Genomic DNA, 17,563 nt, shown 5'->3' with positions numbered 1-17,563 from the left:
GTCACGCCTCCCCGGCTACGACCCCGAGGATCTCCTCGTCCGCCACGACGCCGAGCAGCTCACCGTTCTGCACGACCTTCACCGGCTTGTCCGCGCTGAGCACACTGCGCACGGCTTCCCGCACAACGGTTTCCGGCGCCAGTTCAGGCCCGTCCAGCTCCTCGTCCGGCCGCGGCGGGCGCATGATCCACTTCAGCGTCAGCACGTGCGAACGCGGCACGTCCTTCACGAAGTCGCGCACGTAGTCGTCCGCCGGCGCACCGACCAGCTCGTCACCCGTGCCGACCTGCACGACCTGACCGTCCCGCATGATCAGGATGCGGTCGCCGAGCTTGAGCGCCTCGCTCAGGTCGTGGGTGATGAAGACCATCGTCTTGCCGACCTCGCGGTGCAGCCGGATGACCTCGGACTGCATGTCGCGGCGGATCAACGGGTCGAGCGCCGAGAAAGGTTCATCGAAGAACAAAACATCGGGATCGCCGGCAAGTGCGCGCGCGAGACCGACACGTTGCTGCATACCGCCGGAGAGCTGGTCCGGATAGGACTTCTCGTAACCGGTGAGACCGACGAGATCGATCACTTCCTGTGACCGCTCCCCACGTTTCGCCCGCGGTACCCCGCGGATTTCCAGCCCGTAACCGACGTTGTCGGCCACCGTCCGATGAGGAAGCAACCCGAAGTGCTGGAACACCATGGAGAACTTGTTACGGCGCAGGTCACGCAGACGTTTCGCGTCCGCGTCAAGAATGTTCTCGCCTTCGAACATGATCGTGCCCGCGGTGGGCTCGACCAGTCTCGTGAGACAGCGGACCAGAGTGGACTTGCCCGAACCGGACAGTCCCATGACCACGAACATCTCACCCGGAGCGACGTCGAAGTCCACTCCGCGCACAGCTGCGACGGCGCCTGTGCGCTCCATCAGCTCCTGCCGTGGCAACGACTTCAGCTCGTCGGATGCCACCACTTGAGACGCATTGGAGCCAAATACTTTCCACAGGTTCCCGACCGAAATCACGGGATCCACGTCAAACCCACTCCGAACCTGTTGCGGCGGACTGTTGCGGACTGCGCACTCCGTTTCTCGATGCGCGACAGCATCAACCCTCACACGGATACGGTCAAGGGCTGATACAAATTTCGTCCTTTGTGGACAACCAATCATCCCATGACTTGACTGTAATCGTTCGGACGGGAAAAGCTGAACTGAGCGGTCTCCAGTACCGCCGTTACCCTCGACGAGGAGCTGTTCGTGCAAGCCCCCAGAATCGCTCTGGCAATGACGTTCGTGTTGACAGTTGCCGGTTGTGGCAGTGGGTCGACGTCGTCGTCACCGCGCTCCAGTTCGGCGGCACCCACCGAGCCCTGCGGCTCCATCACCATCGCGGTCAACCCGTGGGTCGGCTACGAGGCCAACGCGGCGGTCGTCGCGTACCTCGCCGAGAAGCGGCTCGGCTGCAAGGTGACCAAGAAGGAAGTGGACGAGCAGACGGCCTGGCAAGGCCTCGACTCCGGCGAGATCGACGTGATCCTGGAGAACTGGGGCCACGAAGACCTGAAGCAGAAGTACATCGACGAGAAGCGCACCGCCGTGCGGGTCGGCCCGTCCGGCAACAAGGGCGTGATCGGCTGGTACGTGCCACCGTGGATGAAGCGAGAGTTCCCGGACATCACGAACTGGCAGAACCTCAACAAGTACGCGGACAAGTTCCGGACCGCGCAGTCCGAGGGCAAGGGCCAGGTGCTCGACGGCGACCCGTCGTTCGTGACCAACGACGAGGCGCTGGTGAAGAACCTGGGCCTCAACTACAAGGTCACTTACGCGGGCAGCGAGCAGGCGCTGATCAAGGCGTTCCGCCAGGCCGAGGAGAAGAAGACGCCGCTGATCGGCTACTTCTTCGAGCCGCAGTGGCTGCACCTCGACATCGAGCTGGTCAAGGTCGACCTGCCCGCCTACACGGCCGGTTGCGACGCGGACGCGGCCAAGGTCGCCTGCGACTACCCGCGCTACGAGCTCGACAAGATCGCCTCCAAGAAGTTCATGGACAAGGGCGGCCCCGCGGCCCGGCTGGTCCAGAACTTCCAGTGGAGCAACGACGAGCAGGACACCGTCGCGTCGTTCATCGCGAAGTACAAGATGACGCCGAACGAGGCCGCCAAGCGCTGGATCGAGGCGAACCCCGACCGCGTCGACGACTGGCTGACCAAGGCGAAGCCCTGAGTTCTGTTGGTCTCAACTGTTTGTGCGGGACCACCACTTCTCGTCGGGGCCGGAGATGTCCTCGACGCTGAGCCTGCGGACGGACCCGGCTCGCTTGAGCCGGGCCTCCAGCTGGTCCTTCCGCTGGGCGAGCCGGCGGTAGATCTCCACCGCTGGGGTTTCCGGCTCACCCCGCTGCCGCTCCACAGTTCGCCAGTTGCCGAGGAACTCGAGCGTCAGGTCCGCGATGGCCTGCCCGGCGTGCGCGGTCAGCTCGTCGGCGGGCGTGGTGAACCGTCCCGCGTGGAACGCCAGGTTCCTCGTGACGTACAGCCATTCCAGGGCCGCCGCCGCGGTGTCCTCCAGTTCGCGCAACCAGCCCGCGAGCGTCGTGGAGTCCGCGAGCCTGGTCCGCCAGATCTCGACCAGGTCCTGGACCAGCCCGCCCTCGTGCTCAGCCAACGCGGTGACGGCCTCCTGGGCGGCCTTGAGCTGTTCCTTCGGGCGGTTGTGCCTGATCAGCACTTCCAGCCAGGCGTCCACCGACTTCAGGTGGTGCTTCACGCCGGTCGTCGGCACGTGCGTGCTCAACGCTTGAGCCGTCCCGCGGTGGGTGAGCACGACGTGCAGGCTGATCAGGTGCTGCCGCAACATCTGCAGCGCGCACGCCTTCGCCAGCCACGGAATCTTGCTCGGGTCCAGCCCTGTCGCCTCCAGCGCACTCCACGCGAGCCCGGCGCTGGCCATCGGAGCCGTGCTTGCCTGGACCTGGCGCGCCAGGTTCGCCACCCGCATCGCGCTGCGCAGCTCCGCCGGCCAGTACGGGGTCAACGGGTAGGCGTTGTTGACCGTGCGCTGGTGCTCGGTGCCGCGCGTGACACGTCCACTCGGGCCGCTGACCTGCCAGAGCGGCGCGATGTCCAGCTCGGTGAGCCGCTCCCCCGCCGCGTACTGGTCGAGCGCCTCGCTGAGGATCCGCCTGCCCCGCAACGCCGCCGTGTGCGCGTCCGCCGCGTTGACCGGCAGCCGCACCAGCACCGATGAGCCGGCCACAGCGTCCTTGAGGAAGTCGTCCTTCGGCAACCTGTTGCGGTGCAACGGCTCCTGCCTGGCCTGTGGCAGGAACTGGTCCAAATGCCGCAGCACCCGCGCACCTCTCACCACCAGCGCCACGACGTGCCGGCGCGGTTCCGGCCAGAGGACCTCTTGGAGATCGGTAGGCTTTTTGAGCCACCGCAACAGGTCCGAACGGAGGTGTCTGCCGTCCCGCCCGTGCGCCGCCACGACCACCGCCACCTCGCCGATCATCCTGGCGCGCAACGGAAGTTCCACACCGCTCCACAGTGGAGTGATCCACTGCTGGACGGCTGCGCTGATCGCCGCCGGGTCGAGCTCCTGCGCGGCTTCGGCCGTCACCTGCGGGTCGAGCTTCTGGCCATCAGCCGCGATGGCCGCGTCGACTTTCAACAGAGTCCGGCGCGCCTCAGCGAGTTCCTTCGCACCACCGTGGACATAGGCGGGTGCGGCAGCATCCATGCACGCCAGCGAAGTGGCGGTGATGCGCCTTAGCAGGTTCCACCGCGGCTGATCCTCGGTGGCATGACTCTCGAGCGCGGTCTGTGCGCGAGTGACAGCCAGGAACGCGCTGTTGAGCCCAGCCACGTGCTCGCCGAGGTGCGCGTCGGGGTCGAGTGCGCGCAGCACCCCCTGCAACAACGCGCGCTGGCCGCGATCGAGCCCGGCGTCGTCGAAAGCCTGCCGCAGCCGGGCGTCGAGGTACTGGTAGCGCACTTGACGCACCATAGACGGCATGGACAACAGGAAAGCGGTCTTCGCGGGCGTCGACGGCCAGTCGCTGGCAGGCCGGCTCGAACTGCCCGCTGGTGACGTGGTCGCGACCGCGGTGTTCGCCCACTGCTTCACCTGCGGCAAGGACTCGGTGGCCGCCTCCCGCATCTCCCGCTCGTTGGCGGCCCGCGGCGTGGCGGTGCTGCGCTTCGACTTCACCGGTCTCGGCGAGTCCGACGGCGACTTCGCGAACACGACCTTCACGTCCAACGTCGACGACCTGGTGTGCGCCGCCAACCACCTGCGCGACACCATCGGCGCCCCGAGCGTCCTCATCGGACACTCACTGGGCGGCGCCGCCGTACTGGCCGCCGCCCACCGCGTGCCGTCGGTCCGCGCAGTCGTCACCATCGGCGCACCCGCCGACACCACCCACGTCGAGCACCTGCTCGGCTCGTCAACCGCCGAAATCGAGTCGGCCGGCGTCGCCGAGGTGCTGCTGGCCGGGCGACCGTTCCGCATCAGCACCGGCTTCCTGACCGACATCAAGCAGCAGAACCAGGCCGCGTGCATCGCGGGCCTCGGCCGCGCACTGCTGGTCATGCACTCGCCACAAGACGACCTGGTGGGCGTCTCCAACGCCCGGCTCGTCTTCGACGCGGCGCGGCACCCCAAGTCGTTCGTGTCGCTGGACGGCGCGGACCACCTGCTGACCGACCGCGCGGACGCCGCCTACGTGGCGGAGGTGCTGGCGGCCTGGGCCAGCCGGTACCTGAGGCCCTAGACGCGCGAAAACCCGCAGCGGGAGTCGCTGCGGGTTTTCGTCAACCGTCGGGGCGACAGGATTTGAACCTGCGACCCCCCGCTCCCAAAGCGGGTGCGCTACCAAACTGCGCCACGCCCCGGTTGGAACCAGCTTACCGCCCTCCGCTAAGGTATTAACCGCAGCCCCTCAAGGGCGGCAACGCGGGCGTAGCTCAATGGTAGAGCCCTAGTCTTCCAAACTAGCTACGCGGGTTCGATTCCCGTCGCCCGCTCGTGACGAGGGGCGAGGTGTGCCGACGGAAAGCGTCGGCCTCACCTCGCCCCTCGGTTTTTATCTGGGGGCCGAGCCCCCAGACCCCCAGCCGGGGGCACGCCCCCGGACCCCCATCTCCCGTATCGAGGCTTGCGGGCGGTGCCGCTTTGTCGATGCTCGTGAGGTAGCTCACATCGGGACCGCGTGGGGTCAGGCTGAGGCGACTCCTACCTGAGTTCGGTGGTGGGTTGGGCGTTCGATTTCGTCCATCACGGCCAGCGCGAAGTCCTCGTAGGTCAGCTCGTCGGCCGGGTTGACCGGGGTGAGGCGGTACTTCCCGGTGCTGGTGCCGCCGAAGTTGCCGACCGGGCTCATCACGAGCCAGTTCGCGGTGGAGTTGGCCAGTACGTCCACGCCGGCCGCGTGGCCGAGGCAGAACGGGCGGTGTTCGGCCGGGAAGTCCGGCGCGTCGACCACGCGGGTGCCGGGCGAGGTTTCCAGCAGCGGGTAGATGCCGATCACGATGATCCGGCCGACGCCCGACGCCACCAGTGCGCGGGCCGCTTCCGCGTAGAACTCCGCCGGGTCGCGGGACAAGTCCACCACCGCGCTCACCGCCACGTCGTGGCCGACCGCCACCTCTGCCGCCGCTTGGACGCCAGGAGTGCGGCCGATCTTCGTGACGTCGTGGCCGCGGGCTTCCGCTGCTGCCGCGATCTGGCGTCCTGCCTGGCCGGACGCGCCGAAAACAACGATCTTCGTCATGAGCGCGAAGGTAGGGTGCGGGTGTCCGGTTTCCGCAACGATACTGGGGGTGAGCTGGTGGAATGCCGGCATGGCGACCAACAGGTGGAGCTGCCCTACCGCGTTGGTGACAAGTGGACGGCGCACGTGTTGCGGGCGTTGCAGCACGGGCGGCGACGGTTCACGGAAGTGCGCGCCGAGATGCCTGGCGTGACGGCCAAAGTGCTCACCGAGACGTTGCGGGCGATGGAGCGCGACGGCACAGTCACGCGCACCGAGTACGACGAGAACCCGCCGCGCGTGGAGTACGAGCTGACCGGGCAGGGGCACAAGCTGCTGGGGTTGCTCGACCTCTGCTGCGACTGGGCCCGAGAGAACCTGGTGGAGACGTGAGGCTGCAACAGATCGTCCTCGACAGCAACGATCCCGCTCGCCTCGTGCGGTTCTGGGCCGAGCTGCTCGGTGGCGAACCCGTTGAGCGCGAGCACGGCTGGGCCCACGTCGAACCGTCCGGTGGCGTGCGGATGTCGTTCCAGCCGGTGCCCGAGCGCAAGGACGTGAAGAACCGGCTGCACCTCGACTTCGAGGTCGAGGACATCGAGGCCGCCGTGGTGAAGGCGGTCAACCTGGGCGCGACGCGCGAAGGCGTGGTCGTCACCGACGAGCAGGGCAGCTTCCAGGTGATGCGCGCCCCGGAGGGGAACGAGTTCTGTCTGGTCCGCTGAACTGGTCCGCTGAACTGGTCCGCTGAACTGGTCCGCTGAACTGGTCCACAGCTGGTTCGTCCATTGAGGAACTACTGGACTGCTCGCCAGAGCGCCTCACCGAAGCGGATCGCGAGGACCACGAGCAGCACGCCGATCGCGAAACTGATGAGGCACCGCACGATGACCAGCAGTTTGGCGCCCTTCACCCGGCCATGATTTATCGGTGGCAGGCAGGAAGAACAGAGCCCAACGGAACCAATACGATGACAAAGTGACCGCTGGCCCGACCGTTAGCCTGACTGACTGCCTGTTCTGCCGCATCGTCGCGGGCGAGATCCCGGCGACCGTGGTGACGGAGACCGACACGACGCTCGCTTTCCGCGACATCGACCCCAAGGCGCCCACGCACGTGCTGGTGATCCCCAAGGAACACCACCAGGCGATCGGCGACGTCGTGCAGAGCGATCCGGTGCTCGCGGGGCAACTCCTCGCCACCGCGCACCAGGTCGCGAAGCAGGAGGGGATCGACGAGTCCGGCTACCGGCTCGTGTTCAACACCGGCAAGCACGGCGGCCAGACCGTCTTCCACGTGCACTGCCACGTCCTGGGCGGACGCGGCCTCACGTGGCCACCCGGTTGATCACCCACCCACAGGGATAGCCATATCCCGCACGAACTGAGCGTCGACCGGATTGCCGTGGCCTGGTACGACAATGCGCGGGTTCAGCTCCAGCATCCGGTCCAGGACGTGCCGCCAGTTCGACGGCGTCGCGTCCGAACCGGCCTGGGCAGGAGCGCCTTCCTCGACGAGGTCGCCCGCGAACACCACGCCGACGTCCGGCACGTGCACGATCACGTCGTGCGAGGTGTGCGCGGGTCCGAAGTGGTGCAGGTCGACCCTGCGTCCGCCGACGTCGAGCGTGACGGTGTCGCGGAACGTGTGCGTGGGCGCGATGATCGTGCCCTCGAACGGGTCCGAGTAGTACTTGGCGCGGGTTTCGAGCAGGCTTTCGCGGACGCTTTCGTCCAGCACGCAGTCCTCGTGCGCCCACACCTCGCACGGCAGGAACGCCTCGGTCGCCAGCACGTGGTCGAAGTGGTTGTGCGTCAACACGATTCGCGACGGATGGATCTCCGCGGCCAGCGTCGGGTCCATGCCGGAGTCGACGAGCAGCGAGTCACCCGATCCGGTGATGAGCCCCAATGTGAGGTCGAGCTCGGTGTGGCGGCGGATGAACACACCAGTAGCGATCTCGATCACGTGAGCAGCCCGTCGACCAGCACGGGCACGGCCTTGCTGACGCCGATCTCCAGCGCGAGATCCACGTCCGCCGCATGGCCGTTCGCGATGAGCTCGCGCCCCGACCCGCACTCCCTGACCGCCGTCCCGACATCCGTGTTCCGGAACGCCGTGGCAGCGAGCTGAGCCTCAGGAGAGGCACTACCAGAGAGCGCGGCGAGCACGGCGCCGGCGCCCAGGTAGTCCTCGACGCACGGCCGCAGCGGACCGAACTCCCGCGGCCCGGAGTTCAGGATGTCGAGCCCCCACCGCTCGCCTCCGGGAATCACGCCGATGGTCTCCCCCAACTCCGCGGCACGCTTGGCGACCGCCTCGGCGTTGCGCAGGCACGCGGCGAGCACGTGGGCCCCGGTCTCGGCGGCGAGGAAGCAGAGGTTCGAGCCGTTCGGCGACGGCAGCTCGACCAATCCCGTGGCCCCGACGAATGATGCTGGGACGAGTGATGCTGGTCGCAGCGTCTTGCCCGACTCGGGTCGCCAGCGCGACGGGCGCACCTGGCCGCCGTTGCCGACCACCAGGTCGACGGACGTCGTGAACGACAGCACGTCAACGACAATCAGCACGTCACAGGCCTTGAGCGCGTTGACCCCCTCAGGTCCCCACTCCAGCCGCAGCTGGTACCCCTCCTGAGCAAACATGCCGCCCAGCGTGTCAGACTCCCGCACGTGCGCGTTTATCTGGCAGCAGACCACGCGGGCTTCGAGCTGAAGTCCCACCTGTCCACGGCTCTCAAGGAGCAGGGTTACGAGGTCGTCGACGTCGGCGCCCACGAGTACGACGCCCAGGACGACTACGTGTCGTTCTGCACTGACGCAGCCGAGCGGGTCGTCGGAGACCCCGGCAGCCTCGGCGTCGTGATCGGCGGCTCGGGCAACGGCGAGCAGATCGCCGCGAACAAGGTGAAGGGCGCCCGCGCCGCACTGGCGTGGAACGTCGACACCGCGCAGCTGGCCCGCGAGCACAACGACGCCAACCTGGTCGGCATCGGTGCCCGTCAGCACAGCACCGAGGAGGCGACCGCGATCGTCTCGGCGTTCCTCGAGACGAAGTTCTCGGGCGAACCCAGGCACCAGCGCCGCATCGACAAGGTCGGCGCCTACGAGAACGCGCGTGCCTGAGGGCCACACGCTGCACCGCCTGGCGCGGCTGCACCAGCGCCGGTACGCGGGCAAGCCCGTGTCCGTCACGAGTCCACAGGGACGCTTCGCGGCGTCCCTTGTGGACGGACGCAAGCTCGTCCGCGCCGAGGCGCACGGCAAGCACCTGTTCCACGTCTACGGCCCGGACGCGATCGTGCACGTGCACCTCGGCCTGTACGGGACGTTCACCGAGTCACCCCTGCCGGTGCTGCTGCCCATCGGCCAGGTCCGGATGCGGATGGTCGGCGAGACGCACTGGACGGACCTGCGCGGCCCGACCGCGTGTGAAGTGCTCAACAAAGACGAGGTCAAGGCCATCCGCGAGCGCCTGGGCCCCGACCCGTTGCGGAAAGACGCCGACTCCGACCGAGCCTACGAGCGGATCATCCGATCGAAGCAGCCGCTGGCCGTGCTGCTGATGGACCAGAAGATCCTCGCGGGCGTCGGCAACGTCTACCGCGCCGAGGTGCTGTTCCGGCACAACGTGAACCCGCTGCTGGTCGGCAACAAGGTCAGCCGCGAGCTGTGGGACGCGCTGTGGGACGACCTGGTCGTGCTGATGAAGGACGGCGTGAAGGTCGGCCAGATCAACACCGTCCGCCCGGAGCACCTGCCCAAGGCCATGGGCCGTGCGCCGCGCGTGGATCGGCACGGCGGCGAGGTGTACGTCTACCGCCGCGCCGGTGAGCCGTGCCTGATCTGCGGCACCGAGGTCATGACCACGGAACTGGCGGCGCGCAACCTGTTCTGGTGCCCTGCCTGCCAGCCCTGAAAATTTTTGGTCGGCGGCTTTTCGGGTCCGGCTGGAAAGTGCTCAGTTGATGAGCACTTAAAAGTCGAACCCGCCCATGTCGCCGAAGTCGAAGCCACCACCGGCGTCGCCCACGTCCGCGGCGCCGCCCATGTCGCCCATGCCGACGTCGCCCATGCCCATGTCCCCCATGCCGTAGTCACCGATGCCGTGCATCCCGGAGAACATGGCGTCCATCAGCAGGAATGTGCCCACACCCCACGCACCGGCCACGAGCGCGGGCTTCCACCACGGCTCGGAGTACCAGCCACGCGGCACCGGGCGTCCGGCGACCATGCCACCGGGGTAGTAGTAGGGCGTGCCCGCACCGGACTGCGGCGACGCGGCGTACTGGTGGCCCTCGACCGTGACCTGGCGGTCCTCGCTGACGGAACCCGCCTGCTTCTGGCCGGCGATCTCGGGCAGCGCGGGTCCGGGGTCCATGCCCATGGCCTCACGCGCGGCGCGCACGTAGTGCAGGCCCTCCATCGCGGTCTGGGTGACCAGCCGCGCCTGCGGGATCGTGCGCGCCTGCTCCATCTGCGACCCGGCCGCGGTGAAGCGCTCGGACGCATCGGCCAGCGCCTGCGTGGACGCGGCGTTCGAGCCCGTGAGGCTCATCACCTGCCCGCCCAGCCGCTCGACCCACCGGCGCGCCTCCGCCTTGGCGTCGTCGAGCTCGCGCGCCTTGCGCGCGTTGCTCTGACTGACCAGGTAGAACACCCCTGCGACGAGCAATACGAGTACAACCACCCACACGATGGTGCCCACGGCTTACCTCCCACACCAGGTAAACCGTCAACGTGTGAACGCCGGTCGTAGTTCCGTCAGAACACCTCTGGGCAATGCGGGTCGTACGTGCCGAGGAACGCCAACGAGAGCGCATCGACGTGACCGGGCGTGTGTTCGACCACGCGGTGTGCACGCCTGAGCACGGAAAGCCTTGCGCCACCGAGGTATGTACTGCCGAGCGCGGCGATGTCGAGCGACACGTCCGCCAGGTCCTCGGTGCGCGTCACCACGGCCTCCCCGCCCTTGACGGTGAGACGCCAGCGGCCGGAGTTCCACGGGCAGAGGGAGTCCTCGACCTCAATCACACTGTCCACATCGGACTGGTAGCGCCGCAGCGGCAGCGCTCGTTCGAGGTCGACGATCCGCAGCCACAGCGCGTCGGCCAGCTCCTGCCGCACCTTCCGCGGGTTGTCGACCATGTGCATGATCGGGTCGTCGGTGGCGGTGTAGAAGGAGATCGTGCTCGCGAGGTCGACGTCCAGCAGGAACCGGTACAGGTCCACGTACGCCTGCTCGGTCTCGCACACCAGCTCGCGCACGTGCAGCTCGTTCTGCGGCCCGCTGTTGTTCCACTCGTGCTTCACCCGGAACACCACATAACCCTGCGGGTGCAGGCAGTAGCGGTAGGCGGAGAGGCCGTCGCGGTCGCTCTCCGCGTCGGCGAGGTGGACGTCCCACGTCTTCTCCACGCGGCTCAGCCAGCCCGTGCGCGTGCGGCGCACCCGGTCGTGCACCTCGCGCATGAACGGCATCGCCTCGTCGCGCGTCACCTGGCGGATCCGCGCGTCGCTCACGGACACGCCGGAGTGGAACGGCATCCGCGTCGGCATCGTCAGCATCGACAGGCTCGACGCGTGCTCGCCGTAGCCGAACCGCCGGTAGATCGCTCCCTCCGAGGCCCAGAGGATCCCGATCGGGTCGCCGGCCTCGTGCATGGCGTCCAGCTGCGTCTTCATCAGCAGTGACGCCACGCCCCGGCGGCGATGGCCAGGTTTCACACCCACGACGGTCACCGCGCCGGCCGGTACCTGACCACCGCCGGGAACCGTGAGCTCGCGGCTGAGAATGCCCCCGGTGCCCACCATCTCGTCGCCGTCGAACACCGCGTGCGTCCGGTCGAGCTCCAGGACCTTCATCCAGCGGTGCTCGCCGTCGTCGGCGGGTTCGGTGAGGAACGCCCAGGAGAACACCCTCCCGAACTCGGAGAGGTCCTCGCGGTCGATGGTCCTGATGCTCAGCGCCGAGTCAGCCATGCCAGCAGTGATACGCCGCCATGGCCGCTCTCGCAGCTCAATTACCGCTGGATCGACTTGATCTCGCAGAACTCGTCGAGCCCGAACCTGCCGAACTCACGGCCGTTGCCCGACTGGCGGTAGCCGCCGAACGGCGCGCTTGTGTTGAACGCGGCGGCGTTGATGTCGACCTGGCCGGTGCGCAGCCGCTTGGCCACCCGCAGCGCTCGGTCGGCATCGGCGGAGAACACGCCGCCCGCCAGGCCGTAGATCGTGGAGTTCGCGATGCGCACCGCGTCGTCCTCGTCGGCGTACGGCATGACCGCGAGGACGGGGCCGAAGATCTCCTCCTGGGCGATGGTCATCTCCGGGGTGACGCCGCCGAACACCGTCGGTGCGACGTAGAAGCCCTGGGGCAGCGGCGCTTCCGGCCCACCGGCGGCCAGCTGGGCGCCTTCCTCGACACCCTTGCGGATGTAGCTCACGACGCGATCCCGCTGCGCCCTGGACACCGCCGGCCCGATGCGCGTCGACGGATCGCTCGGATCGGCCGACGTGTACTTGCTCGCGGCGGCCGCGGCGAGCTGCACGGCCTCGTCGTGCCGGTCCGCGGGCACCAGCAAGCGCGTCCAGGCGCTGCACGCCTGGCCGTTGTTCATGAACGCGTTGGCGACCGCGATCTTCACCGCGCGCCCGAAGTCGGCATCGTCGAGCACGATGCACGCCGACTTGCCGCCCAGCTCCAGCGCGACCCGCTTGACCGTCTCGGACGCCACCGCCGACACCCGTCGGCCGGCGCGCGTGGACCCGGTGAACGACACCATGTCCACGTCCGGGTGCGCCGCCAACGCCTCGCCGACGACCGGCCCGGTGCCGTGGACGAGGTGGAACACGCCCTCCGGGGTGGCCGCGGTGATGATCTCGGCGAGCAGGTCGGCCGTCTTCGGCGCGAGCTCGCTCGGCTTGAGCACGACGGTGTTGCCCGCGGCGAGCGCCGGCACGACCTTCGCGACCATCTGCTGCAGCGGGAAGTTCCACGGCGTGATGGCCGCGACGACCCCGACCGGCTCGCGGAAGACCAGTGAGTTGCCGATCTCCTCCGGCTCGAAGTAGCCGCGTTCCAGCACGTCCGCGACACCCTCCGCGATCGAGACGGGGTTCGCGACCTGCACCTTCCGGCTGAACGTGATGGGCGTGCCCATCTCGGCCGTCATCGCTTCGGCGAGCTCGTCCGAGCGGTCCTTGAGGCCGTCGATGATCGTTCGGACGACCTTCGCCCGCTCCTCCACCGAGGTCTGCGACCACGCCGGGAAGGCGGCGACGGCTGCGGCCACGGCCGTGTCGACGTCGGCCGGTGTGCCTTCGGCGAGCGTGCCGATGACTTCCTCGGTGGCGGGGTTGACGACCTCGATCACGACGACCCTCCAGGCAGATGTGACACCCAATGCGCTGACGGGGTCCAGACTGTCACATCGACTGGTGGTGGTCACGTCGGAGAGGGGCGGAAGGCGAGTGACGGGGGTGGGTGCGACGGGGTGGGGGCGGACGTGCGAACGCGGACGTGCGGCCCCAGACGCGAGAGCACGGCGCGAGGACGCTGAGCACACCCCGACGATGCCACCGACCTGCCGGCAGCTCACCGGCCCGAAGCTGCCATCGCACCCCCAAGCCGCCGCTCCCGCAGCACGCGCAGGTGCACCGCCGCCCACGTCCGATACGGCCGCCACGCCTCGGACACCTCGGCCAACGGCCTGCCGTACCGGTGAGCGACCTCGTCGGCGAGCCTGGACTCGTTGTGCGGCACGGCATCCGGCGCGTTCGCCCCGCGCAGCACCACCAGCTCGGCCGCGAACGGTCCCAGCCCCTTGACCTGCTGCACCGCCAGCACGGCGGCAGCGGGTTTCATCGAACGCAACGCCACTGCGTCCAGCACGCCGTCCAACGCCGCCTCAGCCACCGCACGCAGGTACTCGGGCTTGCGGCCAGGCAGGTCCAGGTCCATCGACCGCAGCTCCGCCGGTGCCGGGAACACGCCGTCCCGGAGCAGCGACGTCTTCAACGATGCCGCCTGCGACACGCGAACCCGCTGCGACAGCACCGACCACGCCGCCGCTTCGTACGGCGAGTAGAAGCCGCACGGCCGTAAGCCGGGCAGTTCCGACTGCGCCGCGGCGATCACCGGATCCCGCAGACCGACCGCAGGCCAGCCCCGGCCGTCGACGTCCAGCGAGAGGAACCGGCACACCTGGGCCGCCGCCAGGTCGAGATCACCGTCGCCGGTCAAGGCCAGCACGGCAGTGGCGCCGCGCTGGGTCACGGAGACCGAAGCACGACGCCACTCACCCTCGACCAGGAACGTCGCCCGCAGCGCCTCGCCCTCCACAAGCGGCAGCGCGGACGGCGTGAAGCCCTCCCAGAAGGCCCGGGACGTGTCCAGCGACCAGGGCCCCTGAACTACGACTTCGACGTGGTGGTGTGCCATGTCCAGTGACGTTAGCGAGCACCACCGACAAAAAACTCAGCTGAAGTCCAGCTCGCCCGTGCGGGTGCGCTTGAGCTCGAAGAAGTACGGGAAGCCGGCCAGCATCCGGGCGCCGTCGAAGATCGTGCCGGCCTCCTCACCGCGCGGGATCTTGGTCAGCACCGGGCCGAAGAATGCGACGCCGTCGATGTGGATCGTCGGGGTGCCGACGTCCATGCCGACCGGGTCCATGCCGCGGTGGTGCGAAGCCTTGAGCTCCTCGTCGTAGTCGGTCGAGTGCGCCGCCTCTGCCAGCTCGGCCGGCAGGTCGGCGTCGGCCAGCGCCAGCTTGATGACCTCGTCGAAGTCCTTGTTGCCCTCGTTGTGGATGCGCGTGCCCATCGCGGTGTACAGGCGCGGCAACACCTCGTTGCCGAACTTCTGCTCGGCGGCGATGGCGACGCGGACCGGGCCCCAGCCCTTGGTCATGAGCTCCTTGTACTGCTCGGGCAGGTCGCGGCCCTCGTTGAGCACGGCGAGGCTCATGACGTGGAAGCTCAGGTCGATGTCGCGGACCTTCTCGACCTCGAGGATCCACCTGGAGGTGATCCACGCGAACGGACAAAGCGGGTCGAAGTAGAAGTCGACCTTGGCCTTCTCAGCCATTGGTGCCCCTTCAGTCACGGTAGGTGGGGTCGTCGCCCCAATCAGCCCAACCAGATCACCCCGTCATCTCTTCCCGTACGCCGGTTCCGTGATTGGATGCGGGAGTCATAACCATTCCCGACGACGTCAGCGCGTAACCAAACGCGTGGCAGACGAGGTGACCAGTGGCCGCGCCCAACCTCACCCGCGACCAGGCTCAGGAACGTGCTGAGCTGCTGGAAGTGGAGTCCTACCGGATCGAGCTGGACCTGACCGACGGCGGCGGAAAGCCGGGTTCGGACACGTTCCGCTCCACCACCACCGTGGTGTTCCGCAGCCGGACTCCGGGTGCTTCCTCGTGGATCGACATCGTGGCGGCGACCGTGCACCGCGCTGTGCTGAACGGCAGCGAGCTCGACGTCTCCGAGTACCGCGAGGAGGACGGCGTCAAGCTGCCGGACCTCGCGGAGACCAACGAGCTCACCATCGAGGCCGACTGCCGGTACATGAACACCGGCGAGGGCCTGCACCGGTTCGTCGACCCGGTCGACGGCGGCGTGTACCTGTACTCGCAGTTCGAGACCGCCGACGCCAAGCGCATGTTCGCGTGCTTCGACCAGCCGGACCTGAAGTCCGTCTACTCGATGAAGGTGACGGCTCCGCACGACTGGAAGGTCATCTCGAACGGCGAGATCATCGCCACCGAGGACGGCGAGGGCGGCGCGGACGTGCACACGTTCGCCACCACCAAGCCGATGTCGACCTACATCGTGGCGCTGGTCGCCGGGCCGTACGCGGAGTGGCGCGACGAGTTCGTCGAGGGCGACTTCAAGATCCCGCTGGGCATCTACTGCCGCGCCTCGCTCGCTCCGCACATGGACGCCGAGCGGCTCTTCACGGAGACCAAGCAGGGCTTCGGGTTCTTCCACAAGGCGTTCGGGGTGCAGTACCCGTTCGGCAAGTACGACCAGTGCTTCGTGCCGGAGTTCAACGCGGGCGCGATGGAGAACGCGGGCTGCGTCACGTTCCTGGAGGACTACGTCTTCCGCAGCCGCGTCACCCGCTACCTCTACGAGCGGCGCGCCGAGACCGTGCTGCACGAGATGGCGCACATGTGGTTCGGCGACCTCGTGACCATGCGCTGGTGGGACGACCTGTGGCTGAACGAGTCGTTCGCCACCTGGGCCTCGGTGCTCGCGCAGGCGGAGGCCACCGAGTACCGCCAGGCGTGGACGACGTTCGCCAAGATCGAGAAGTCGTGGGCCTACCGCCAAGACCAGCTGCCGTCGACGCACCCGGTCGCCGCGGACATCTCCGACGTGCAGGCGGTCGAGGTCAACTTCGACGGCATCACCTACGCCAAGGGCGCTTCCGTGCTGAAGCAGCTCGTCGCGTACGTCGGGCTGGAGAACTTCCTGGCGGGTCTGCGGGTCTACTTCGCCAAGCACGCCTGGAGCAACGCGACGCTGGCCGACCTGCTGGGCGCGCTGGAGGAGGCGTCCGGCCGCGACCTGTCGTGGTGGAGCGCGCAGTGGCTGGAGACGACCGGCCTGAACCTGTTGCGCCCCAAGTTCACCGTTGACGCTGCCGGGAAGTTCACGGAGTTCGCCGTGCTGCAGGGTGGTGCGCGTCCGGGCGCCGGAGAACTGCGCACGCACCGCATCGCGATCGGTGTCTACGACGCCGACGAGACCGGCAAGCTCGTCCGCACGCACCGGCACGAGCTGGACGTCACCGGCGACCGCACCGAGGTGCCCGAACTGGTCGGCGTGCACCGCGGCAAGATCGTGCTGGTCAACGACGACGACCTCACGTACTGCACGATGCGCCTCGACCCCGACTCGCTGGCCGCGCTGATCGACCACATCTCCGACATCGCCGAGCCGCTGCCGCGCACGCTGTGCTGGTCGGCCGCGTGGGAGATGACCCGCGAGGCCGAGCTGAAGGCTCGCGACTTCGTGAACCTGGTGCTCGGCGGGCTGCACTCCGAGTCGGAGGTCGGTGTGGTGCAACGGCTTCTGCTGCAGGCCCAGACCTCGCTGTCGTCCTACGCGGACGACTCGTGGCGAGCGGAGGGCTGGCGCCGGTTCGTGGCGAAGGCGCTGGAACTGGCAGTCGCAGCCGAGCCGGGTTCGGACCACCAGCTCGCGTTCGTGAACGCGCTGGCGTCCTCGGTGCTGGACGAGTCCACTTTGGACGTGCTGCGCGGCTGGTACGACGGAAGCGCCGTCCTGGAAGGCCTGGACGTCGACACCGACCTGCGCTGGCGACTGCTGCAGGCCCTCGTCGCACACGGCAAGGCCGACCTGGCGGAGATCAACGCCGAGGAGGAGCGCGACCCGACCGCCACCGGCCACCGCCGCGCGCAGCAGGCGCGTGCGCTGCGCCCGACGATCGAGGCCAAGGACGAGGCGTGGGACCGCGCGGTGAACGACGACGACCTGCCGAACGCGGTCAGTGAGGCGATCATCGCGGGCATCTCGCACCCCGGTCAGAAGGAGCTGCTCGCACCGTACGTCGAGCGCTACTTCGCTGACGTGAAGAGCGTCTGGGACCGGCGGACGTCCGAGCGGGCGCAGTCCATGGTGGTCGGCATGTTCCCGGCGTGGTCGATCGCTCGGTCCACTGTGGAGGCTGCGGACGCCTGGCTCGCCGACGAGCACCCGCCGGCGTTGCGCCGCCTGGTTTCCGAGGGACGTGCGGGCATCGTGCGCGCGTTGGCCGCGCAGGAGTTCGACCGCTCCTGAAAT

18 protein-coding genes and 2 tRNA genes are annotated in these 17,563 nt (G+C 68.2%); 9 read left to right on the top strand and 11 right to left on the bottom strand.

Going from position 1 to position 17,563, the window contains the following annotated elements; all coding sequences use genetic code 11:
* Nucleotide 1: 1 nt before the first annotated feature.
* Nucleotides 2–1,024, bottom strand: a complete 1,023-nt coding sequence (locus tag DI276_RS44755) for a quaternary amine ABC transporter ATP-binding protein (protein ID WP_232837352.1) — start codon at nt 1,022–1,024, stop codon at nt 2–4.
* Nucleotides 1,025–1,276: 252 nt separating this feature from the next.
* Here DI276_RS44755 and DI276_RS44750 point away from each other — a divergent pair, with 252 nt between their 5' ends.
* Nucleotides 1,277–2,218, top strand: coding sequence for an ABC transporter substrate-binding protein (locus tag DI276_RS44750; protein ID WP_112275567.1), 942 nt, complete (start codon nt 1,277–1,279; stop codon nt 2,216–2,218).
* A 12-nt stretch (nt 2,219–2,230) separates the two neighbouring features.
* On the opposite strand, the gene DI276_RS44745 is transcribed toward DI276_RS44750, so the two are convergent.
* Complete coding sequence (locus DI276_RS44745; RefSeq protein WP_112275565.1) at nt 2,231–3,988, bottom strand: hypothetical protein; 1,758 nt, start codon at nt 3,986–3,988, stop codon at nt 2,231–2,233.
* 19 nt (nt 3,989–4,007) lie between these two features.
* Between DI276_RS44745 and DI276_RS44740 the strand changes: the two genes are divergently transcribed.
* Complete coding sequence (locus DI276_RS44740) at nt 4,008–4,769, top strand: alpha/beta hydrolase family protein (RefSeq protein ID WP_112275563.1); 762 nt, start codon at nt 4,008–4,010, stop codon at nt 4,767–4,769.
* 47 nt (nt 4,770–4,816) lie between these two features.
* Here DI276_RS44740 and DI276_RS44735 read toward each other — a convergent pair.
* Nucleotides 4,817–4,890: transfer RNA gene (locus DI276_RS44735), tRNA-Pro, on the bottom strand.
* Between the two features lie 61 nt (nt 4,891–4,951).
* On the opposite strand from DI276_RS44735, the gene DI276_RS44730 reads away from it, so the two are divergent.
* Nucleotides 4,952–5,022, top strand: a tRNA-Gly gene (locus DI276_RS44730).
* 191 nt (nt 5,023–5,213) lie between these two features.
* Here DI276_RS44730 and DI276_RS44725 read toward each other — a convergent pair.
* Nucleotides 5,214–5,768, bottom strand: coding sequence for an NAD(P)-dependent oxidoreductase (locus DI276_RS44725; protein ID WP_112275561.1), 555 nt, complete (start codon nt 5,766–5,768; stop codon nt 5,214–5,216).
* A gap of 57 nt (nt 5,769–5,825) precedes the next feature.
* Between DI276_RS44725 and DI276_RS44720 the strand changes: the two genes are divergently transcribed.
* The 3 genes from DI276_RS44720 to DI276_RS44710 all read left to right on the top strand — a co-directional run bounded on the left by DI276_RS44720 (nt 5,826) and on the right by DI276_RS44710 (nt 7,094).
* Nucleotides 5,826–6,140 (top strand): winged helix-turn-helix transcriptional regulator, encoded by a 315-nt coding sequence (locus DI276_RS44720; protein ID WP_232837351.1) that lies wholly within the window; start codon nt 5,826–5,828, stop codon nt 6,138–6,140.
* A complete protein-coding gene (locus DI276_RS44715; protein ID WP_112275557.1) occupies nt 6,137–6,472 on the top strand; it encodes a VOC family protein in 336 nt (111 codons plus the stop codon). The genes DI276_RS44720 and DI276_RS44715 overlap by 4 nt, the downstream gene beginning before the upstream one ends.
* A 253-nt stretch (nt 6,473–6,725) precedes the next feature.
* Nucleotides 6,726–7,094, top strand: a complete 369-nt coding sequence (locus DI276_RS44710; RefSeq protein WP_232837350.1) for a histidine triad nucleotide-binding protein — start codon at nt 6,726–6,728, stop codon at nt 7,092–7,094.
* Here the strand turns inward: DI276_RS44710 and DI276_RS44705 are convergent, their stop codons facing one another.
* Entirely contained in the window at nt 7,095–7,715 is a 621-nt protein-coding gene (locus DI276_RS44705; RefSeq protein ID WP_112275555.1) for an MBL fold metallo-hydrolase, read from the bottom strand.
* Nucleotides 7,712–8,392, bottom strand: coding sequence for a 2-phosphosulfolactate phosphatase (locus DI276_RS44700; protein WP_112275779.1), 681 nt, complete (start codon nt 8,390–8,392; stop codon nt 7,712–7,714). Before DI276_RS44700 ends, DI276_RS44705 begins: the two co-directional genes overlap by 4 nt.
* A 27-nt stretch (nt 8,393–8,419) precedes the next feature.
* On the opposite strand from DI276_RS44700, the gene DI276_RS44695 reads away from it, so the two are divergent.
* The gene (locus DI276_RS44695) at nt 8,420–8,872 is read left to right on the top strand and encodes a ribose-5-phosphate isomerase (protein WP_112275553.1); all 453 of its coding nucleotides are present in this window, start codon (nt 8,420–8,422) and stop codon (nt 8,870–8,872) included.
* The gene (locus DI276_RS44690; RefSeq protein ID WP_112275551.1) at nt 8,865–9,665 is read left to right on the top strand and encodes an Fpg/Nei family DNA glycosylase; all 801 of its coding nucleotides are present in this window, start codon (nt 8,865–8,867) and stop codon (nt 9,663–9,665) included. The genes DI276_RS44695 and DI276_RS44690 overlap by 8 nt, the downstream gene beginning before the upstream one ends.
* Before the next feature lie 57 nt (nt 9,666–9,722).
* Here the strand turns inward: DI276_RS44690 and DI276_RS44680 are convergent, their stop codons facing one another.
* The 5 genes from DI276_RS44680 to DI276_RS44660 all read right to left on the bottom strand — a co-directional run bounded on the left by DI276_RS44680 (nt 9,723) and on the right by DI276_RS44660 (nt 14,834).
* Nucleotides 9,723–10,454, bottom strand: a complete 732-nt coding sequence (locus DI276_RS44680; protein ID WP_198681290.1) for a hypothetical protein — start codon at nt 10,452–10,454, stop codon at nt 9,723–9,725.
* Between the two features lie 56 nt (nt 10,455–10,510).
* A complete protein-coding gene (locus tag DI276_RS44675; RefSeq protein WP_112275549.1) occupies nt 10,511–11,728 on the bottom strand; it encodes a GNAT family N-acetyltransferase in 1,218 nt (405 codons plus the stop codon).
* A 41-nt stretch (nt 11,729–11,769) separates the two neighbouring features.
* Nucleotides 11,770–13,122, bottom strand: coding sequence for an aldehyde dehydrogenase family protein (locus DI276_RS44670; RefSeq protein WP_112275546.1), 1,353 nt, complete (start codon nt 13,120–13,122; stop codon nt 11,770–11,772).
* Nucleotides 13,123–13,343: 221 nt separating this feature from the next.
* Nucleotides 13,344–14,189, bottom strand: coding sequence for a DNA-3-methyladenine glycosylase family protein (locus tag DI276_RS44665; protein WP_112275543.1), 846 nt, complete (start codon nt 14,187–14,189; stop codon nt 13,344–13,346).
* A 36-nt stretch (nt 14,190–14,225) separates the two neighbouring features.
* Nucleotides 14,226–14,834 carry a mycothiol-dependent nitroreductase Rv2466c family protein gene (locus DI276_RS44660; protein WP_112275541.1) on the bottom strand — a complete coding sequence of 203 codons (609 nt, stop codon included), beginning with the start codon at nt 14,832–14,834 and terminating at the stop codon, nt 14,226–14,228.
* A gap of 164 nt (nt 14,835–14,998) precedes the next feature.
* Here DI276_RS44660 and pepN point away from each other — a divergent pair, with 164 nt between their 5' ends.
* Nucleotides 14,999–17,560 carry an aminopeptidase N gene (gene pepN / locus DI276_RS44655; protein ID WP_112275539.1) on the top strand — a complete coding sequence of 854 codons (2,562 nt, stop codon included), beginning with the start codon at nt 14,999–15,001 and terminating at the stop codon, nt 17,558–17,560.
* The last annotated feature ends 3 nt before the right edge of the window (nt 17,561–17,563 follow it).

This window comes from Lentzea terrae, assembly GCF_003265345.1.
Classification (GTDB): Bacteria; Actinomycetota; Actinomycetes; order Mycobacteriales; family Pseudonocardiaceae; genus Lentzea; species Lentzea terrae.
The sequence above is the reverse complement of the archived record's forward strand: the minus strand, read 5'-3'. Positions and strand labels throughout refer to the sequence as shown.